The sequence below is a fragment of the Shewanella sp. 10N.286.51.B7 genome (assembly GCF_002873615.1).
Taxonomy (GTDB): domain Bacteria; phylum Pseudomonadota; class Gammaproteobacteria; order Enterobacterales; family Shewanellaceae; genus Shewanella; species Shewanella electrodiphila.
Genome location: NZ_MCUF01000020.1, coordinates 927 through 17,211, shown reverse-complemented (window position 1 = coordinate 17,211; position 16,285 = coordinate 927). Strand labels below are relative to the sequence as shown.

Annotated in this window: 16 protein-coding genes; 12 read left to right on the top strand and 4 right to left on the bottom strand. The window is 42.6% G+C overall.

Translation table 11 applies throughout. The features are described 5' to 3' along the window. Positions 1-96: 96 nt before the first annotated feature. Positions 97-1,149, top strand: a complete 1,053-nt coding sequence (locus BCU84_RS03530) for a helix-turn-helix domain-containing protein (RefSeq protein ID WP_102526726.1) — start codon at positions 97-99, stop codon at positions 1,147-1,149. A 27-nt stretch (positions 1,150-1,176) separates the two neighbouring features. On the opposite strand, the gene mtr is transcribed toward BCU84_RS03530, so the two are convergent. Both mtr and plsB read right to left on the bottom strand, forming a co-directional pair. After that, entirely contained in the window at positions 1,177-2,421 is a 1,245-nt protein-coding gene (gene mtr, locus BCU84_RS03525) for a tryptophan permease (protein WP_102526725.1), read from the bottom strand. A gap of 11 nt (positions 2,422-2,432) precedes the next feature. After that, complete coding sequence (plsB, locus tag BCU84_RS03520; RefSeq protein ID WP_102526724.1) at positions 2,433-4,853, bottom strand: glycerol-3-phosphate 1-O-acyltransferase PlsB; 2,421 nt, start codon at positions 4,851-4,853, stop codon at positions 2,433-2,435. 418 nt (positions 4,854-5,271) lie between these two features. Between plsB and lexA the strand changes: the two genes are divergently transcribed. The 6 genes from lexA to BCU84_RS03490 all read left to right on the top strand — a co-directional run bounded on the left by lexA (position 5,272) and on the right by BCU84_RS03490 (position 11,472). Further along, complete coding sequence (gene lexA / locus BCU84_RS03515) at positions 5,272-5,889, top strand: transcriptional repressor LexA (protein WP_102526723.1); 618 nt, start codon at positions 5,272-5,274, stop codon at positions 5,887-5,889. Beyond that, complete coding sequence (locus tag BCU84_RS03510; RefSeq protein WP_102526722.1) at positions 5,886-6,392, top strand: SulA-like leucine-rich domain-containing protein; 507 nt, start codon at positions 5,886-5,888, stop codon at positions 6,390-6,392. Before lexA ends, BCU84_RS03510 begins: the two co-directional genes overlap by 4 nt. A 442-nt stretch (positions 6,393-6,834) precedes the next feature. Beyond that, on the top strand, positions 6,835-8,403 hold the full coding sequence (gene coxB / locus BCU84_RS03505) for a cytochrome c oxidase subunit II (RefSeq protein WP_102526721.1): 1,569 nt from the start codon (positions 6,835-6,837) through the stop codon (positions 8,401-8,403). Between the two features lie 9 nt (positions 8,404-8,412). After that, entirely contained in the window at positions 8,413-10,035 is a 1,623-nt protein-coding gene (gene ctaD, locus BCU84_RS03500) for a cytochrome c oxidase subunit I (protein ID WP_194944986.1), read from the top strand. Between the two features lies 1 nt (position 10,036). Further along, a complete protein-coding gene (locus tag BCU84_RS03495; RefSeq protein WP_102526720.1) occupies positions 10,037-10,600 on the top strand; it encodes a cytochrome c oxidase assembly protein in 564 nt (187 codons plus the stop codon). Next, positions 10,597-11,472 (top strand): cytochrome c oxidase subunit 3, encoded by an 876-nt coding sequence (locus BCU84_RS03490; protein ID WP_102526719.1) that lies wholly within the window; start codon positions 10,597-10,599, stop codon positions 11,470-11,472. The genes BCU84_RS03495 and BCU84_RS03490 overlap by 4 nt, the downstream gene beginning before the upstream one ends. 5 nt (positions 11,473-11,477) lie before the next feature. Here BCU84_RS03490 and BCU84_RS03485 read toward each other — a convergent pair whose 3' ends face one another. Further along, positions 11,478-11,696 carry a DUF2909 family protein gene (locus BCU84_RS03485; protein ID WP_102526718.1) on the bottom strand — a complete coding sequence of 73 codons (219 nt, stop codon included), beginning with the start codon at positions 11,694-11,696 and terminating at the stop codon, positions 11,478-11,480. On the opposite strand from BCU84_RS03485, the gene BCU84_RS03480 reads away from it, so the two are divergent. Genes BCU84_RS03480 through BCU84_RS03460 form a run of 5 tightly spaced genes read left to right on the top strand, consistent with a single transcriptional unit; the run spans position 11,695 to position 15,691 of the window. Continuing rightward, on the top strand, positions 11,695-12,534 hold the full coding sequence (locus tag BCU84_RS03480; RefSeq protein WP_241906352.1) for an SURF1 family protein: 840 nt from the start codon (positions 11,695-11,697) through the stop codon (positions 12,532-12,534). The two genes, BCU84_RS03485 and BCU84_RS03480, sit on opposite strands and share 2 nt — an antisense overlap. Positions 12,535-12,574: 40 nt before the next feature. Further along, on the top strand, positions 12,575-13,129 hold the full coding sequence (locus BCU84_RS03475; protein WP_102526716.1) for a hypothetical protein: 555 nt from the start codon (positions 12,575-12,577) through the stop codon (positions 13,127-13,129). Further along, complete coding sequence (locus BCU84_RS03470) at positions 13,129-14,109, top strand: COX15/CtaA family protein (protein ID WP_102526715.1); 981 nt, start codon at positions 13,129-13,131, stop codon at positions 14,107-14,109. Before BCU84_RS03475 ends, BCU84_RS03470 begins: the two co-directional genes overlap by 1 nt. Positions 14,110-14,124: 15 nt before the next feature. After that, a complete protein-coding gene (gene cyoE / locus BCU84_RS03465; RefSeq protein ID WP_102526714.1) occupies positions 14,125-15,036 on the top strand; it encodes a heme o synthase in 912 nt (303 codons plus the stop codon). Between the two features lie 28 nt (positions 15,037-15,064). Then, complete coding sequence (locus tag BCU84_RS03460) at positions 15,065-15,691, top strand: SCO family protein (RefSeq protein WP_102526713.1); 627 nt, start codon at positions 15,065-15,067, stop codon at positions 15,689-15,691. A gap of 117 nt (positions 15,692-15,808) precedes the next feature. Here BCU84_RS03460 and BCU84_RS20680 read toward each other — a convergent pair whose 3' ends face one another. Next, on the bottom strand, positions 15,809-15,964 hold the full coding sequence (locus tag BCU84_RS20680) for a hypothetical protein (RefSeq protein WP_157936187.1): 156 nt from the start codon (positions 15,962-15,964) through the stop codon (positions 15,809-15,811). Positions 15,965-16,285 lie beyond the last annotated feature (321 nt).

Below are 16,285 nucleotides of genomic sequence, written 5' to 3'. Positions count from 1 at the left end.
ACATCAAGTATCCATTTGTATCAATAAATGTTATTTTTTGATTCAATATGACACCTTAATGTCATTTGCCTGAACCTTAACTACAGAGAAATTGCCATGGCTTTTAATGTATCTTTTATCCGTGTTTGCTGTGTGCTTCCTGTACTGCAAGGGGTTGAAGAACGCTATAACATCACCCATAAGGATCTTTCGATTCCTGATAGCTTGATGTTAGAGCCCATGACATTGCTCCCTTTCTCGGAGGTGGCTATGTGGTTAACAAAAATTGAGTTGTTAACAGGTGACAGTGACTACATGCTTAACATTCAAGAATATTTAGATATCGGCAGATTTAATCTGCCTAATAATTGGTTTCTCGCCACACCAGATTTAGCCATCACCTTTAGACGGGTTAACTATGCTATGGCTTGTTTTCATTCAGGGGCTAGTTATTACGGAGCTCAGTCAAACAAAATCATTAAGTGGTGTTATCGCAATGATTACGTCAGCTCAAAAGCAAAATCTCATGACTCGTTGAGAGTCGCACTGACCTTACTAAACACTTGTCGGTATTTTCTCGGAGCAGATTTTCAGCCCAAAAAAGTCATGCTTAGCGGCCCTTCAATTGGCCAACTTGGGGTTGAACAAGCCTTTGGCTGTAAAGTGACATGGAATGCGCCGCTTACAGAGATGTGGTTGGACATAGACTCTTTAATAAGCTCTGAACAAGATTTTTTATCTTCTCAGTCAACGCTGCAGCAAATTAAAAAAAATAACAGCAACAGCATCTCACTCAATCAGCTTGACTCTTATTTAAATATGCCACAAACCCATGACACACCTAAGGTGCTGTATGAGTTAGTCAATTACATTCGTTTTTATGGTTTACCTACAGTGGACTCATTGGCAGATTTGTGCGGTTTTTCACGTCAACAACTGCAAAGGCGTCTGCAGCAAAACGGATTCAGTTTTACGGAGTTAATGCGCTATATTCTCGGTAATTTGGCGATCAACTATATGCTAGAAGGAAGAAGCGTGAGTGAGGTTTCGGCCTTGCTAGGCTATGCGAATGTACGCAGTTTCAGTAAAAGTTTTCAGCGTCTTCATCGTCAAACACCGACTCAATATATTGAAAAGCTGCATCAAAAAAGCCCTCATAAGAGGGCTTAATATCAAATTGTAGCAATCAACATTTCATTATTGATACACAGGCAGTAAATCAGCCATTGCTAACAAGTGGCAAGCACCAGTGACGATACCAAACAGCATCACCACAGCAAGTAATGGTGTGCCGCCTGGCACGCGATAACTCGTTTCGTCAGCAAACATTTTACGAGATTGATATGCCATCATCGCAGGTACAATCGCGGTCCAAATAGTGGCAGCTAAAGCAGCAAAACCTATCGCCATTAAGAAACCATTCGGGAATAATAATCCTAAAACAGTTGGAGGAATAAACGTCACCACGGCGGTTTTTATCCGGCCATTGCTTGACTCATCAAAACCAAATAAATCGGCTAAGTAATCAAACAGTCCAAGTGTGACACCTAAGAAAGACGATGCTACGGCAAGGTTAGCAAATAAAGTCAGCATGGTATTAAGCCATGAGCTAGACATGACTTCAGATAATGCACCAACTAATACGCCCATATTGCCGCCTTGGGCAATAATGTCACTGAAACTGCTACGAGAAATATTGCCCATCGTGGCTGCTAACCAACAGCTATAAATCACTAACGCAATAAAAGTACCGATGAATATCGCTTTGATAATCACCTTTGGCTGTTTGCCGTAGTACTTCACTAGGCTAGGCACGTTACCGTGATAACCAAAACTTGCCAAACCAAAAGGCAGCGCCGCTAAAATATAAGGCGCATAGCTTGCTTCGCCATCCGGTACTAATAATTTTACGCTATCGACATCAATGAGTAGATTGCCCACCGCTAAAAAGAAGGTAATGATCATACCGCCAATCATCACAGTCGTGATACGGTCAACGGCTTTAGTACTTATCACCACCACAGCTGCTAGCACGGCCGCAAACACTAATCCTGCGAGGCTTTGCGGCAAGTTAATCCCCATACCCGACAAAGTATGGTTCACAATCGAACCACCGCCACTGATGTAAGCATAGGTAAGGATATATAACACGAAGGCTATTGATAGGCCGTTCACGATACGCCAAAACTGACCTAAAGTGACTTTGGTTAGAGTGTCAAAGCTGTCACCTGGTTTAAAGTGTAAGTTGGTTTCTAACAGCAATAAGCCTGAAACTAACATACAGAACCAAATGCCGATGAGCATGACTATTGAATAGCCAAACCACATACCAGCACTCACAACAGGAAGAGAAAACATACCGGCACCAACAGTGGTACCAGCAATGATCATTGCGCCGCCTAACAAAGATTTATTTTTCGGCTGCGTTTGTGTTGAACTCATAAAGTTAGTCGTTACCCATGTTCCACAGTCACACTATCGACTATGGTTTTACGAACAGATAATCGCAACATGCCATTGGCATGGTCACGAATTCGGATGACAGCAAATTGATTGTCACTACCCGACAAGTGCCCTAATTCTTTTAATTTTACACTCAAATTATTGTAGAGTTTTTTATCATAAAACTCTGGCGCAGTAATTCCGTGTAAAGCACCTAAACGCTGAGCTAGCATATGGCTCGCGCTTTCGAGATCTGAACGTTCAATATCTGGCTTGTAAGCCAATAAATTAAAGATAATCGCGTAACGTTGTAATGTCTCACTGACAGTTTCGGACAATAGCATTAACTGGGTAATATTACCTTGATTGACTTCAAACTCGTCAGTACCTGAAATCAATTGCTGCTCAACAAACAAGTCTAAAACATGATCGACATATGCGGTTAAATCCTCGATACCCATAAACAATTCAGCTTTAAGTAATGGGTAAAAGTCATTGACGATTTTATGAATATTTTCACGATTATGTTCTTCATATTGCACTAAGCAACTGGCAATTAATGAAGGCACTGCTATCAAGTGAATAATGTTATTGCGATAATAACTCATCGCAATCACCGCATGCTCTTCAATCGCAATAATCTCACCTAATTGATCACTAGTTGAAGTAAACTTTTTCAGCGATAAACATTGCTCAATCAACTCACTTGGCGTCCCTTCGGCAACCGAGGTATAGCCGGTGTACGGCACATCTTTCAATAACTTCAGGTATAAGCCTAACTGGCTTTCAAGCTCACTGCGCTCTAACGCATTTTGCTCTGCAGCCAACAGCACCATACTGGTTAACGTGACTGAACTCGCCGCCGCAGCACTGTTGATATTGGTCATCACTTTATTGGCAAGTGTGTTAACCGCAGGCGTTAACCAAGTCGGTTTTTGCTCAGGATCTTGAGCAATTTCTTCACGCCAGTCTGGCGCTTGTTGGTTCAAGAATTGTTGTACGTTAATGGGTTCGCCAAAATTGACATAACCTTGACCAAAATTACCTAATTTACGTAATGCACCAAATACCTGCCACACCGATTCTTTTTGCTTCTTCTTACCGCTTAACTCTTTGTGATAAGTCGATACTTCCATTACGTGATCGTAACCCAAATACACAGGCACCAATGTCACTGGACGCTCGATACCACGCAAAACACTGTTCACAGTCATCGCTAGCATGCCCGTTTTTGGCGCTAGTAAACGACCTGTACGTGAGCGGCCACCTTCAGTGAAGTACTCAACTGAATAACCTTTGGCAAATAATTGATCTAAATATTCTCTGAATACAGCGGTATATAATTTATTGCCGTTGAAACTACGACGAATAAAGAACGCACCACCACGACGGAACATTGGCCCCGCAGGCCAAAAGTTTAAGTTAATTCCGGCAGCAATGTGCGGTGGTACCATGCCTTGATAATAAAGGATGTAAGACAGTAATAAGTAATCCATATGGCTACGATGACATGGCACATAGACAATTTCATGGCCGTCATGGTGTAGCTTTCTGACTTTTTCGGCGCTTTTAATACTGATACCACTGTATAACTTATTCCATAACCAAGTTAAAAAGCGCTCAGCAATGCGGATCAAGTTATCAGAATAATCAGCGGCAATTTCATCGAGGTATTCAATGGCTTTTTCGCGCGCTTTTTCTTCAGATATCTTTTTATTCGCCGCTTCTTCTTGAATCGCTTTAGTAATAGATTCTGACTTAAGTAACGAGTTGAACATCGCTTGGCGGTTTGGCAGTTGCGGTCCTGTCATCACTTTACGTTGACGTCTGAAATGGACTCGTGCCACGCGGATGAGTTTATGGGCAATACTGACATCCGTACCATGCTCATCAGCCATGTAACGTAATGACATTGCATTAGAGAATTGAATAAAGTTATGGCGACCTAAAAACAGGATCATTAACCACTTACGCAGCCAAGTCGGGTTTTCGCGCTCAAACACGGCAGCGGTCATGGTGTCATCTTCCTTACCAGGAATACGTCCCCAATAAAGGCTAACAGGCACCAACTGAATATCTAACTCTTTATTCTTTTGATGTAATTCGAGTAGTTTGGTGAAATTGGCGACAAATTTCTCACCACTGTGGCGCTTGCCAAATAGCGGCTTACGTCCTTCAACACAGACAATTCTTGGGGTATTTAAACCATCAACATCCAGTCTTTCATAAGGACTTGGTAAGCCAAACTTAGCCGACATTTCATGCAAAGCAGCAATGTCACTCAGCGACTCTGTCTTCATGACATAGACCACTGGCTTTTCTGGATCTAGATTTAAGTCAGCGAACGGATCTTCAGGCACAACAACACTGTGTACCATTAATTTCTGAATCCAACGCAACGATTTAGCAATGATAGAATCTGGTTTTAGCATGAGTATTCGCATTATCTACAACGATTTATTGCGCATAGGATACCAGAATCTAGATGGGATTCACTAACCTGCTTATCTGTATTTAACAATTGAGCAGCAATATGAAGGCCATTAGCTGAAAATAATTAAGCAATTCCAACGCTGATTTATGCTGGACGAAATGCATCAACAGTACTGTATAAATATACTGTATCGACCTAAAACCTCTCTGTTAAGTACTAATATTAAAATTAGTACTAATAAAAAGCACACATCCCCCAAAACAGTCAAGAGATTGATTTATATAAACTAAAACCCAATGCCACATAATAAAAACAACAATAAACCAGCAGATACCATAAATTTCATTGGTTAATACTTGCGCGACCAAAGATACTGTATATAATGACAGTCACTGTATAAAAAAACAGGAATCAATATGAGACCTTTAACGCCACGACAAGCTGAAATTCTAGAACTAATTAAATGTAATATTGCTGAGACAGGTATGCCACCGACTCGTGCAGAAATTGCCACTAGATTAGGCTTTAAAAGTGCTAACGCTGCCGAAGAACATTTAAAGGCGCTGGCGAAGAAAGGCTGTATCGAAATTATTCCTGGTACTTCACGCGGAATCCGCATGATTCAGGAAGAAGAGGAAGTTGAAGAAGGCCTCCCTCTTATCGGACAAGTTGCAGCAGGTGAACCTATTCTTGCGCTGGAACATGTTGAACAATACTTCCAAGTTGATCCTGAAATGTTCAAACCAAATGCTAATTTCTTACTACGAGTTCGTGGCGACAGTATGAAAGACATTGGCATTATTGAAGGTGACCTATTAGCTGTTCACAAAATGCAGCAAGCTAAAAATGGTCAGGTGGTCGTCGCTCGTGTAGATGATGACGTCACAGTTAAACGTTTTGAAAAGAAAGGCAACGTTGTTTATCTGCACGCAGAAAATGAACAATATTCGCCGATTAAAGTAGATTTAACATGCCAGAGCCTGACAATTGAAGGGCTTGCAGTTGGCGTTATCCGAAATGGAGGTTGGTTATGAACACATTATTAGGTAATGCACCACGTCATCCAGGCTTATGGGTCGATATGACATCAACAACTGCGCCAGTTAAACAAGGCATTGAAACTAAGCAAAGTGCCAACCAAGGCTTAACTGAGTTAACCCAGTTGTGCAGCCATTTGGCCATTTTAAGCCAGCAAGGTCGTTGGATTGTACTGATTAATCCTCCGCATATTGGCTATAAACAAATATTGGCTAACGCTAACGTTCGCATGGATCGTGTTTTACTTGTTCACACTAAAGATGAAGTAGAAACGCTTTGGGCGATGGAAAAAGCACTAACAAGTGGTACTTCCAGTGCCGTTATTACTTGGACTACACCACTAGATGCGCGTGATAATCGACGCATTCAATTGGTTGCTAAAGGCGCATTAGCACAAGGTGTCATCATTGAAGATGTAAATACTCACTTACATGATGAACATATGGGTGCCAATACTTCTGTAACACCAACAAGCTTAAATTTATCTGCTTTTCACTAAACAAATCTCTCTTTAAAAAGCCCTTCATTTATGTGAAGGGCTTTTTTTTGCGCCTTTTTTCAGCAAATTAGATGATAAAGTGATCTTGATCAATATTTAATCTCCAAGTAATGTAGTTAACAAGAGAGTAACAATTTGCTGTCACTCTTGAGTTTATAAAATGATAAAAAGCTACAAAACGCTGTAAAGATTGTGCTGGTACCATGCGGTATAGAAAGCCTTGAATAAAAAGCGTCAATTTAAGAATTGAAAAGTTCAGTATTAGGTACAAGTGTGGCCACCATAAACCAATAGAATAATCGAGTATTGATACTCGCAGCCACCGTGTACTTTGAAGTGATCAAACTTTTTCGGGAATAGAGAAGTTTGCATAGAGCAGAGTATTACTGTGTGACTTTTCCTTGTTGTTATTGCAAATCGCAATTGGCAGAGGAGTGGTCTTGTGAAGCGATTGTTGTATGGATTAATGGTGCTGCTATTTGCAGTACCGCTTGCGGCGGCTGATATGCCGCTTAACATGACGCAAGGCGTAACAGAAATCAGTGGCAAGGTTTATGACCTCCACATGATTATTCTATATATCTGTTGTGCTATCGGTGTTGTGGTCTTTGGGATCATGATTTACTCAATGATCTACCACAGAAAGTCAAAAGGCGCAGTGCCGGCTGATTTTCATGACAGTACCAAGGTTGAAATAGCATGGACAATCGTGCCATTTATCATCCTTATTGGTATGGCAATTCCTGCCACTAAAACTCTGATTGCTATGGAAGATCCTAGCGATGCAGATTTAACCATTAAAGTGACTGGCTCTCAGTGGAAATGGCATTACAGCTATTTCAACGAAGATGTCGAGTTTTTTAGTTTACTCTCAACGCCTGCAGAGCAAATCCAAGGCTCTGCGGAAAAGACTGAAACTTACTTATTAGAAGTCGATAAACCTCTCGTATTACCTATTAATCGTAAAGTTCGATTCTTGATGACCAGTGATGATGTTATTCACTCATGGTGGGTACCTGCATTTGCGGTTAAAAAAGATGCTAACCCTGGTTTCATTAATGAAGCATGGACAAAAATCGATAAAATCGGCACCTACCGTGGCCAATGTGCTGAGTTGTGCGGTAAAGATCACGGCTTTATGCCAATCGTGGTTGAAGCCGTTTCTGAAGCTGATTATGAGCAATGGCTGCTTGACCAAAAGCAGCTAGCCGTAGATGCCAAAGCTGCAGCTGAAGCTTCACTTTCACAAACACTCACATATGACGAGTTAATGGCTCAAGGTGAGCAAGTCTATATGGGCGTTTGCGCCGCATGTCACCAACCAAACGGTGCAGGTCTCCCTGGTGTATTCCCATCGCTGATTGGTAGTCCACTGATTAAAGGCCCGGTAAGTCATCATGTTGATATCGTGGTTAATGGTAAAGCAGGCACTGCAATGCAAGCATTTGCTAAACAGCTTACTGCTACAGAAATCGCAGCTGTTGTAACTTACGAGCGAAATGCTTGGGGTAATAACTCAGGTGATGTTGTACAAGCAGCTGATATTAATGGCGGCGGTTCAACAACTGAAAGCAAACCTGCGAGTGACAGTGCAACGCCTGTGACCTTACCAGCGACCGCTGACCAAGTAGAACAAGCTGCAACTGAAGCTGTTACCGAAGTGATAGAAGAAGCAAAAGCAGAAGTCGTACTTGATGATTTAACCATGGAAGAACTGATGACCATGGGTGAGCAAGTCTATATGACCAATTGCGCCGCATGTCACCAAGCCGCTGGCACAGGTTTACCTGGTGCTTTCCCCTCATTAATCGGCAGCCCAGCGATTACAGGACCTGTTGACGGTCATATTGATGTTGTCGTCAATGGCAAAGCTGGTACTGCAATGCAGGCATTTGGCTCTCTACTCACACCGCAACAACTCGCAGCAGTTATTACCTATGAGCGAAACGCTTGGGGTAATGATTCTGGAGATGCTGTACAGGCTTCTGACGTTGATGGTCATGGAAAGTAAGGGATTAAAATGAGCACTATTACACAAGATACAACCGAAGCTCATGATGGTCAGTCTCACGATGACCATGGCCATGATGATCACCATCATGGCGCGCCGAAAGGCATCATGCGCTGGATTTTAACCACTAACCATAAAGACATTGGCTCATTATATTTATGGTTTAGTTTCATCATGTTTCTCACTGGTGGTGCAATGGCGATGGTTATCCGCGCCGAACTGTTCCAGCCAGGATTGCAATTAGTTGATCCAAACTTTTTCAACCAAATGACCACAGTTCACGGACTGATCATGGTATTTGGTGCCGTTATGCCTGCCTTTACCGGCTTAGCTAACTGGCTTATTCCAATGATGATTGGTGCGCCAGATATGGCACTACCTCGGATGAATAACTGGAGTTTTTGGATTCTGCCATTCGCGTTTGCCATTCTGTTGAGTTCGCTATTTATGGAAGGCGGCGGGCCTAACTTTGGTTGGACCTTCTACGCACCACTATCAACGACCTACAGCCCTGATACCACGGCATTATTCGTCTTCTCAGTACACATTATGGGTATAAGCTCCATTATGGGCGCGATTAACGTGGTCGTGACTATTGTGAATATGCGCGCACCAGGTATGACATGGATGAAGTTGCCATTGTTTGTATGGACTTGGTTGATTACTGCATTCTTATTGATAGCGGTGATGCCCGTACTCGCAGGTGCTGTCACCATGGTATTAACCGATAAATATTTCGGTACTAGCTTCTTCGATGCTGCAGGTGGTGGCGATCCTGTGATGTTCCAGCATATTTTCTGGTTCTTCGGTCACCCTGAAGTTTACATTATGATTTTACCCTCCTTCGGTATTATCTCGGCGATTGTGCCAACCTTTAGCCGTAAAAAGCTCTTTGGTTATTCCTCCATGGTTTACGCCACCTCAAGTATTGCGATTCTGTCGTTCTTGGTATGGGCGCATCACATGTTTACTACGGGTATGCCAGTATTCGCCGAGCTATTTTTCATGTATTGCACCATGTTGATTGCGGTGCCCACAGGGGTGAAAGTGTTTAACTGGGTCGCAACTATGTGGCGTGGTTCTATTACCTTTGAAACGCCGATGTTATTCGCTGTCGCCTTTATCATCTTGTTCACTATTGGTGGGTTCTCGGGTCTGATGCTGGCAATTACACCTGCGGATTTCCAATACCATGATACTTACTTTGTGGTAGCTCACTTCCACTACGTGTTAGTGACGGGCGCTGTGTACTCCATCATGGCCGCCGCCTATTACTGGCTGCCTAAATGGACAGGACACATGTATAGCGAAACCTTAGGTCGCTGGCATTTCTGGTGTAGTACGATTTCAGTCAACGTGTTGTTTTTCCCAATGCATTTCTTAGGACTTGCGGGTATGCCTCGTCGTATTCCTGATTATGCAATTCAATTTGCTGATGTTAACCAAATCGTCTCTATTGGTGGGTTTGCATTTGGTTTATCGCAACTTATCTTCTTAGCCGTAGTGATTAAGTGTATTAGAGGCGGCGAGAAAGCAGCAGATAAACCTTGGGAAGGCGCTGAAGGTCTAGAATGGACCATCGCAAGTCCAGCACCTTATCACTCATTCACCACACCTCCAGAGGTAAAGTGATATGAGCCAGCCAACAAAATCAAACCGTAAATTACTAATAGGTCTCGTACTGGGCTCTATTGGTATGTTCGGCTTTGGTTTTGCACTGGTACCGCTTTATGACGTGCTTTGTGACACCTTGGGGGTTAACGGAAAACCCCAAGGTACTGCAAGTAGTTATGAGGCGGTGGTCGTTGATAAAGAACGCACCATTACTATTGAATTTATCGCCCAAGTACAAGGCAGTATGCCATGGGAGTTTGGCCCTAAAGTGAACCGTATTCAGGTTCACCCAGGCGAACTCACTCGCACAGCATTTTTAGCAAAAAACCTTTCTGCTAAACCCCTTGTCGGCCAAGCAATACCCTCGGTATCGCCTGGTCAAGGTGCGGCGTATTTCAATAAAACCGAGTGTTTCTGTTTCAATCAACAACCCCTAGCTGCAAAGGCTGATGCTGAACTGCCATTAATCTTTTATGTGGATCCAGACTTACCAGATTCCATTAAAACTTTGACTCTCTCTTATACCCTCTATGACATCACAGACAAACAAACTGCGGCCATAGAGCAAGGAGCAGCAAGATGACAACTAAACATGAAAACTATTACGTGCCAGCGCAAAGCGTTTGGCCCATTACCGGCGCTATCGGGTTATTCCTGATTGCTTTTGGCGCAGGTTCCTACGTGCAACAGTTAGCCACTGAAGATACTTCAGGTGGTTATATCCTAGTGGCTGGTATTGCAGTCATTATCTTTATGCTATTTGGCTGGTTTAAAAATGTCATTGATGAATCAATGTCAGGCTTATATTCAGCGCAAATGGACCGTTCATTTCGCCAAGGAATGAGCTGGTTTATTTTCTCTGAAATTATGTTCTTCGGGGCATTTTTTGGCGCCTTATTCTACGCCAGAATGGTCGCTATTCCATGGTTAGGTGGTAGCTCGAATAATGCCATGACCCATGAAGTGTTATGGCCAACATTTGAAGCAATGTGGCCATTGATCAAAACTCCTGATGGCACCACCACTGAAGCCATGCCTTGGACTGGGTTACCGCTTTATAACACTCTCATCCTTTTAGCTTCTTCAGTCACCTTGCACTTTGCTCACGTGTCACTAGAAAAGTCTAAACGTGGTGCATTAAAAGTCTGGTTAGGCTTAACCATTTTATTGGGTATCGGGTTCTTATTTTTACAAGTTGAAGAATATGTTCACGCATACCAAGAAATGGGGCTCACGCTTTCATCTGGCATCTACGGAAATACTTTCTTTTTGCTCACGGGTTTCCATGGCATGCACGTCACACTGGGAACGGTTTTTCTGATTATCTTGTTCTTTAGGATTCTCAAAGGCCACTTCACTCCAGAAAGCCATTTTGCATTCCAATCAGGCAGTTGGTATTGGCATTTTGTCGATGTGGTTTGGCTCTGTTTGTTTATTTTTGTCTACGTCATTTAAACAAACTAATAAGGCCTTGGATTAGGGGTTACCCAACCTAATCCTAAGGCCAGTAATAACAGCACCATCACCAAAGCAGAAAAGATAACTCGGCGTCCTAGAAATTGACTCATTGGTTGTTTATTTTCAGCTTTAACCATAATAAACAAGGCTCTAGCTAGATTAAATAATATGAATACAAGCAGCAGTACTAATACAAGCTTGAAAATAACTAAGGTATCCATGGGCTCTCCTTTGCGAGTCTGGCGATTATCTACTGGGTTATTGCTGCTTGTTACTGTGAGTGTGTTTTGTATTTTGGTCAAGTTAGGCGTTTGGCAACTTGATAGAGCTGAGCAAAAAACGGCGTGGCAAGCCACCTTGTCAGCCAGACAAGCTGCAAGTGAATTAAGTTTTGATCAACTGCTTGCTTTTGGCGCTGATGAAAGACTCAGTGGTTACCGTTTAAGCGTCAATGCGATTCCGGTAAATCAGCAAATATTACTACTCGATAACCAAGTGTTTGAAGGGCGAGTCGGTTACTTAGCCTACCAAGTCTTTCAAGTTGCTCATGCAGGTGCGAATACAAATGCTGTTACAAGTGCCATTACAATTGATAATGCTGAAGCAGTAAAAAAAGACCTACCTTGGCTTATGGTTGAATTAGGCTTTGTTGCTGCCAATATCGATCGTCGAACTTTACCTGACATAACCCCTGTACCACTGTCAGCCATTGACCTTAATGGCCGAGTGTATCAAAAACAAATTAACCCTTTAAGCCACCAGCTCCATGCAGAAGACGGCAAAGTGATGCGTTTTCAAAACCTCAATTTAGCGGCCTTAGCTGAGAAAATAGGCCACCCACTGGCACCAGTAGTACTGCAGCCAGATTCAATCCCTAACATTGCATTACCTAAGCCATGGACACCCATTCCATTATCAGCCCAAAAACACCAAGGCTACGCACTGCAATGGTTCACTATGGCGGCAGTATTTTTGTCACTGATGCTATGGATAGGATGGAAACACTTAATAAAAGCGAGACCTAAAAGCACAGCTAGCAAGACAAGTGAAAACGAATAAAACCAAACTAATAAATTAAGCCGTAACAAGAGGAGCAAGTATGAACTCCCCAGTAAAACCTAAAAACAACAAGGCATTGTTTGCCCTAGTACTGGTATTTATCTTACCAGTGGCCGTCGCAAAGCTGGTATTAAGCATGGACTTATACAATGGCGCTGCAACCAATAAAGGCCAACTTATTCCGCCAGAGGTGAGCTATCAAAGCTTATCAATGGAAAATCCGCATCCACAATCTTGGCAGCTGTTATATCTATTACCTAAAGACTGCCTAGAACAATGTCAGCAACGTTTATACGTACTGCATCAAAGTCATGTGGCTCTGGGTAAGCATCAAGATCGCGTGAGTCCTATTATCATGCTGCAACCTGATAGTGACACGGCAATCCTTGAAAAGCTCAAAGTGCCATTTGAAACAGCCAATGCTAGCCAAGCCATCATCGCAATGATGACTGAACAGCAAATGATTATTGTCGACCCGCTCGGCAGCCTAGTGATGGAATATCCTGGCATCATCGGTGAGCAAGAAAATATGGATCAAGGCAAATCAATGATCGCCGACCTGCGTAAGTTATTGAAGTTGTCGAGGGTCGGTTAATGGATATAAAAAACCTCCTCAAATTCACCTTGGTATTTACCTTTGCCGTTATTTTGATGGGCGCTTACACCCGCTTATCAGATGCGGGGTTAGGTTGCCCTGATTGGCCGGGCTGCTATGGTCATATTGGCGTACCCAGTGATGCAGCCGACTTGGCAAAAGTAGAAACCAACTTTCCAGATCTTACCGTCGAGCCTGAAAAAGCTTGGCTAGAAATGATCCACCGTTATATTGCCGGCGCATTAGGCTTAATGGTGTTAACTATTTTAATTGTTTGCTTAAAAAGAGCCGATGCACCGAAAAAACTGCCGATCTTCATTTCCGCACTGATCCTATTTCAAGCGGCATTAGGTATGTGGACCGTCACGATGAAGTTAATGCCCATTGTGGTCATGGGGCATTTAATTGGTGGCTTTAGCTTGTTTGCCTTACTACTTTTGCTCTACCTAAGAACCAAACCCTTAAGGATCCCCGGCGGCGACTCTTACGCGCGAAAACTCGGGCCATTAGCAATGGTGAGTTTAGTCGTGTTAGTGATACAAATTATTTTAGGCGGCTGGACATCATCCAACTACGCCGCATTAGCTTGTACCACATTGCCAATTTGTGAAGGTGACTGGTTAGAAAACCTGCAATTTGCTAAAGCCTTCTCGCCATTTCAGGGCGATCACCCTAGCTTTGAATATGGCGTACTTGAATACCCTGCTCGAATGACGATTCACGTCACTCATCGCATTTGGGGGGGTATCACTGCCATCAGCTTATGCTGGCTAGGCGTTAAATTACTCAAAGCACAATCGTCAACCATACGTCAAAGTGCGTGGATATTAATTGCCCTTGTCGTATTACAAGTAGGCTTAGGCATCAGCAATATTGTGATGCACTTGCCTTTAGGCATTGCAGTCTCACACAACGGCGGCGCAGCATTACTGCTGTTAACCGTTATTTTCATTAACTATGCGCTGTGGCGTAAAGCATAAAGCAAGGATTCTATTATGGCTAAATCACTATCTTTACCCGCAAGCGCAACCAAAACAGACACACTGCAATGGCGCGCTTATTTCGAGATGACCAAACCTAAAGTCGTCGCGCTGATGCTACTGACGGTATTGGTCGGTATGTGCTTAGCACTGCCTGGCGCTGTACCGCTGCAACCACTTATTTTTGGCATGATTGGCATAGCCATGATGGCAGGCGCAGCAGCAGCTTATAATCACCTTATTGATCGCCGTATCGATGGCTTAATGGCACGTACCTACAACCGCCCTTTACCAAAAGGAAAAGTTTCAGCGATTAAAGCAATGACCTTTGCCACCTCTACTGGCTTAGGTGGATTTATTATTTTATACGCTTTAGTGAACCCATTAACTGCATGGTTAACTTTCGCCAGTTTAATTGGCTATGCAGTGGTGTATACCGCCTATTTAAAACGCGCGACACCGCAGAATATTGTCATTGGTGGGTTAGCTGGTGCCATGCCACCACTATTAGGCTGGACAGCTGTGACCAATGAACTGCATGGTAATGCACTGTTATTAGTGATCATCATTTTCACTTGGACACCACCACATTTTTGGGCTTTAGCGATTCATCGTAAAAAAGAATACGCCAAAGTCGATGTGCCAATGCTACCTGTAACCCACGGAGTAGAGTTCACTAAGACCTGTATTTTGCTATACACATTATTGCTAGCAATAGCCTGTTTATTACCTGTGCTCGTTGGTATGTGTGGCCCAGTTTACTTAGTGGGTTCAACCATTTTAAGTTGTGGCTTTATCTACAAAGCATGGCAACTTAAATATCATGACAAACCAGGGCTGGCGATGGATGTATTTAAGTTCTCTATCTACCACTTAATGATTCTGTTTTTGGTGTTACTTGTCGACCACTACCTATGGGGCAATTAATGACAGTATCAGTGAGCAGTAGAGGGGAATGAATGTGAAAAAGATAATCGCACTGGCTGTGATGATGTTAGGTTTAGGCGTGGCGGTAGCAGTTAATTTTTCGCAGCCTAAGCCGCTTGAACTTGCCAGCAGTTATATGTTCGACCAACCAAGAACATTAGCGCCATTTACTTTGCATGACCAACTGGGCAATGAGTTTACTAATCAGCAACTACTAGGCAAGTGGAGCCTAGTATTTGTCGGATTTACCTCGTGCCCTGATGTTTGCCCAACCACACTGAATAAACTCAACGCCGCTTATACTGAGCTACAGTCGCTATCAGAAGATATTCAAGTGGTGTTTGTGTCAGTAGACCCAGACAGAGACTCGCAAACCAAGCGCTTAGATTACATCAACTTTTTTAATAAAGACTTTAAAGCAGTCACCGCTGAACATGCACAGTTATTCCCGTTCACCAGAGACTTAGGCTTTGCCTACGCCATGGTTGGAGACGGTGCAGACTATCAAGTCGACCACAGCGCTAGTTATGTTTTAGTATCACCTAAAGGGGAAAAGTTTGCGGTGTTTAAACCCAAACAACAACCAGGGAAAATTCCACAGATTTTGAATAAAGAGCTGGTTGCTGATTTGAAATTGATTATTGAAAGTGCATAGTGTTTTTTGATTAGAAATTGGATTATGACAAAGCCTCAATATGAAAATATTGAGGCTTTTTTGTTGGGTAGAATTACTTGTTTTTATAAATTGGAGCTCCCAAAGAGCGATCCAAGTTTACATTGGCCAGTTATTAATGAGCCAATCAAACACTTGAGTCATAACGACAAAAGCACCTGAAAAGCGGTAAGAACCCAGACAATTAATAGAAAAAGTATGATGATGTTTGTGGTGTACCACAACATGAATTTCATCTTCTTTTTTAATTTCCATATTCCCCTCCCTTTTATCAGAGAGAGCAAATAACCTTTGCATTCAAAATTAGTATAATGTAATTTTACTTTTATCGGGTTTCCGTAATTCGATAAAGTATGAAAAGTATTAGCTCTCATGGTTAATATTTAGTGTTTGGTTATTGTTGGCGCAGTAACCTAAACACTTACTTGCTTCAATTCCTTTTATTTGCCTCACCTTCACTCTTAAAGCCTTGAAAGTAAAAACACAAGATAAGCTATGATTTTTCTTTACCAACACAAGATAGTGAGGTTAGTCACCATTTGCAAGCAAGATTTCATGAATAACTTGTGGATATCT

What these genes read in the sequence shown, in the direction of transcription:
- BCU84_RS03530 (WP_102526726.1), top strand. Translation starts at nt 97, where the DNA reads ATGGCTTTTAATGTATCTTTTATCCGTGTTTGCTGTGTGCTTCCTGTA.
- mtr (WP_102526725.1), bottom strand. Translation starts at nt 2,421, where the DNA reads ATGAGTTCAACACAAACGCAGCCGAAAAATAAATCTTTGTTAGGCGGC.
- plsB (WP_102526724.1), bottom strand. Translation starts at nt 4,853, where the DNA reads ATGCTAAAACCAGATTCTATCATTGCTAAATCGTTGCGTTGGATTCAG.
- lexA (WP_102526723.1), top strand. Translation starts at nt 5,272, where the DNA reads ATGAGACCTTTAACGCCACGACAAGCTGAAATTCTAGAACTAATTAAA.
- BCU84_RS03510 (WP_102526722.1), top strand. Translation starts at nt 5,886, where the DNA reads ATGAACACATTATTAGGTAATGCACCACGTCATCCAGGCTTATGGGTC.
- ctaD (WP_194944986.1), top strand. Translation starts at nt 8,413, where the DNA reads ATGAGCACTATTACACAAGATACAACCGAAGCTCATGATGGTCAGTCT.
- BCU84_RS03495 (WP_102526720.1), top strand. Translation starts at nt 10,037, where the DNA reads ATGAGCCAGCCAACAAAATCAAACCGTAAATTACTAATAGGTCTCGTA.
- BCU84_RS03490 (WP_102526719.1), top strand. Translation starts at nt 10,597, where the DNA reads ATGACAACTAAACATGAAAACTATTACGTGCCAGCGCAAAGCGTTTGG.
- BCU84_RS03480 (WP_241906352.1), top strand. Translation starts at nt 11,695, where the DNA reads ATGGGCTCTCCTTTGCGAGTCTGGCGATTATCTACTGGGTTATTGCTG.
- BCU84_RS03485 (WP_102526718.1), bottom strand. Translation starts at nt 11,696, where the DNA reads ATGGATACCTTAGTTATTTTCAAGCTTGTATTAGTACTGCTGCTTGTA.
- BCU84_RS03475 (WP_102526716.1), top strand. Translation starts at nt 12,575, where the DNA reads ATGAACTCCCCAGTAAAACCTAAAAACAACAAGGCATTGTTTGCCCTA.
- BCU84_RS03470 (WP_102526715.1), top strand. Translation starts at nt 13,129, where the DNA reads ATGGATATAAAAAACCTCCTCAAATTCACCTTGGTATTTACCTTTGCC.
- cyoE (WP_102526714.1), top strand. Translation starts at nt 14,125, where the DNA reads ATGGCTAAATCACTATCTTTACCCGCAAGCGCAACCAAAACAGACACA.
- BCU84_RS03460 (WP_102526713.1), top strand. Translation starts at nt 15,065, where the DNA reads ATGAATGTGAAAAAGATAATCGCACTGGCTGTGATGATGTTAGGTTTA.
- BCU84_RS20680 (WP_157936187.1), bottom strand. Translation starts at nt 15,964, where the DNA reads ATGGAAATTAAAAAAGAAGATGAAATTCATGTTGTGGTACACCACAAA.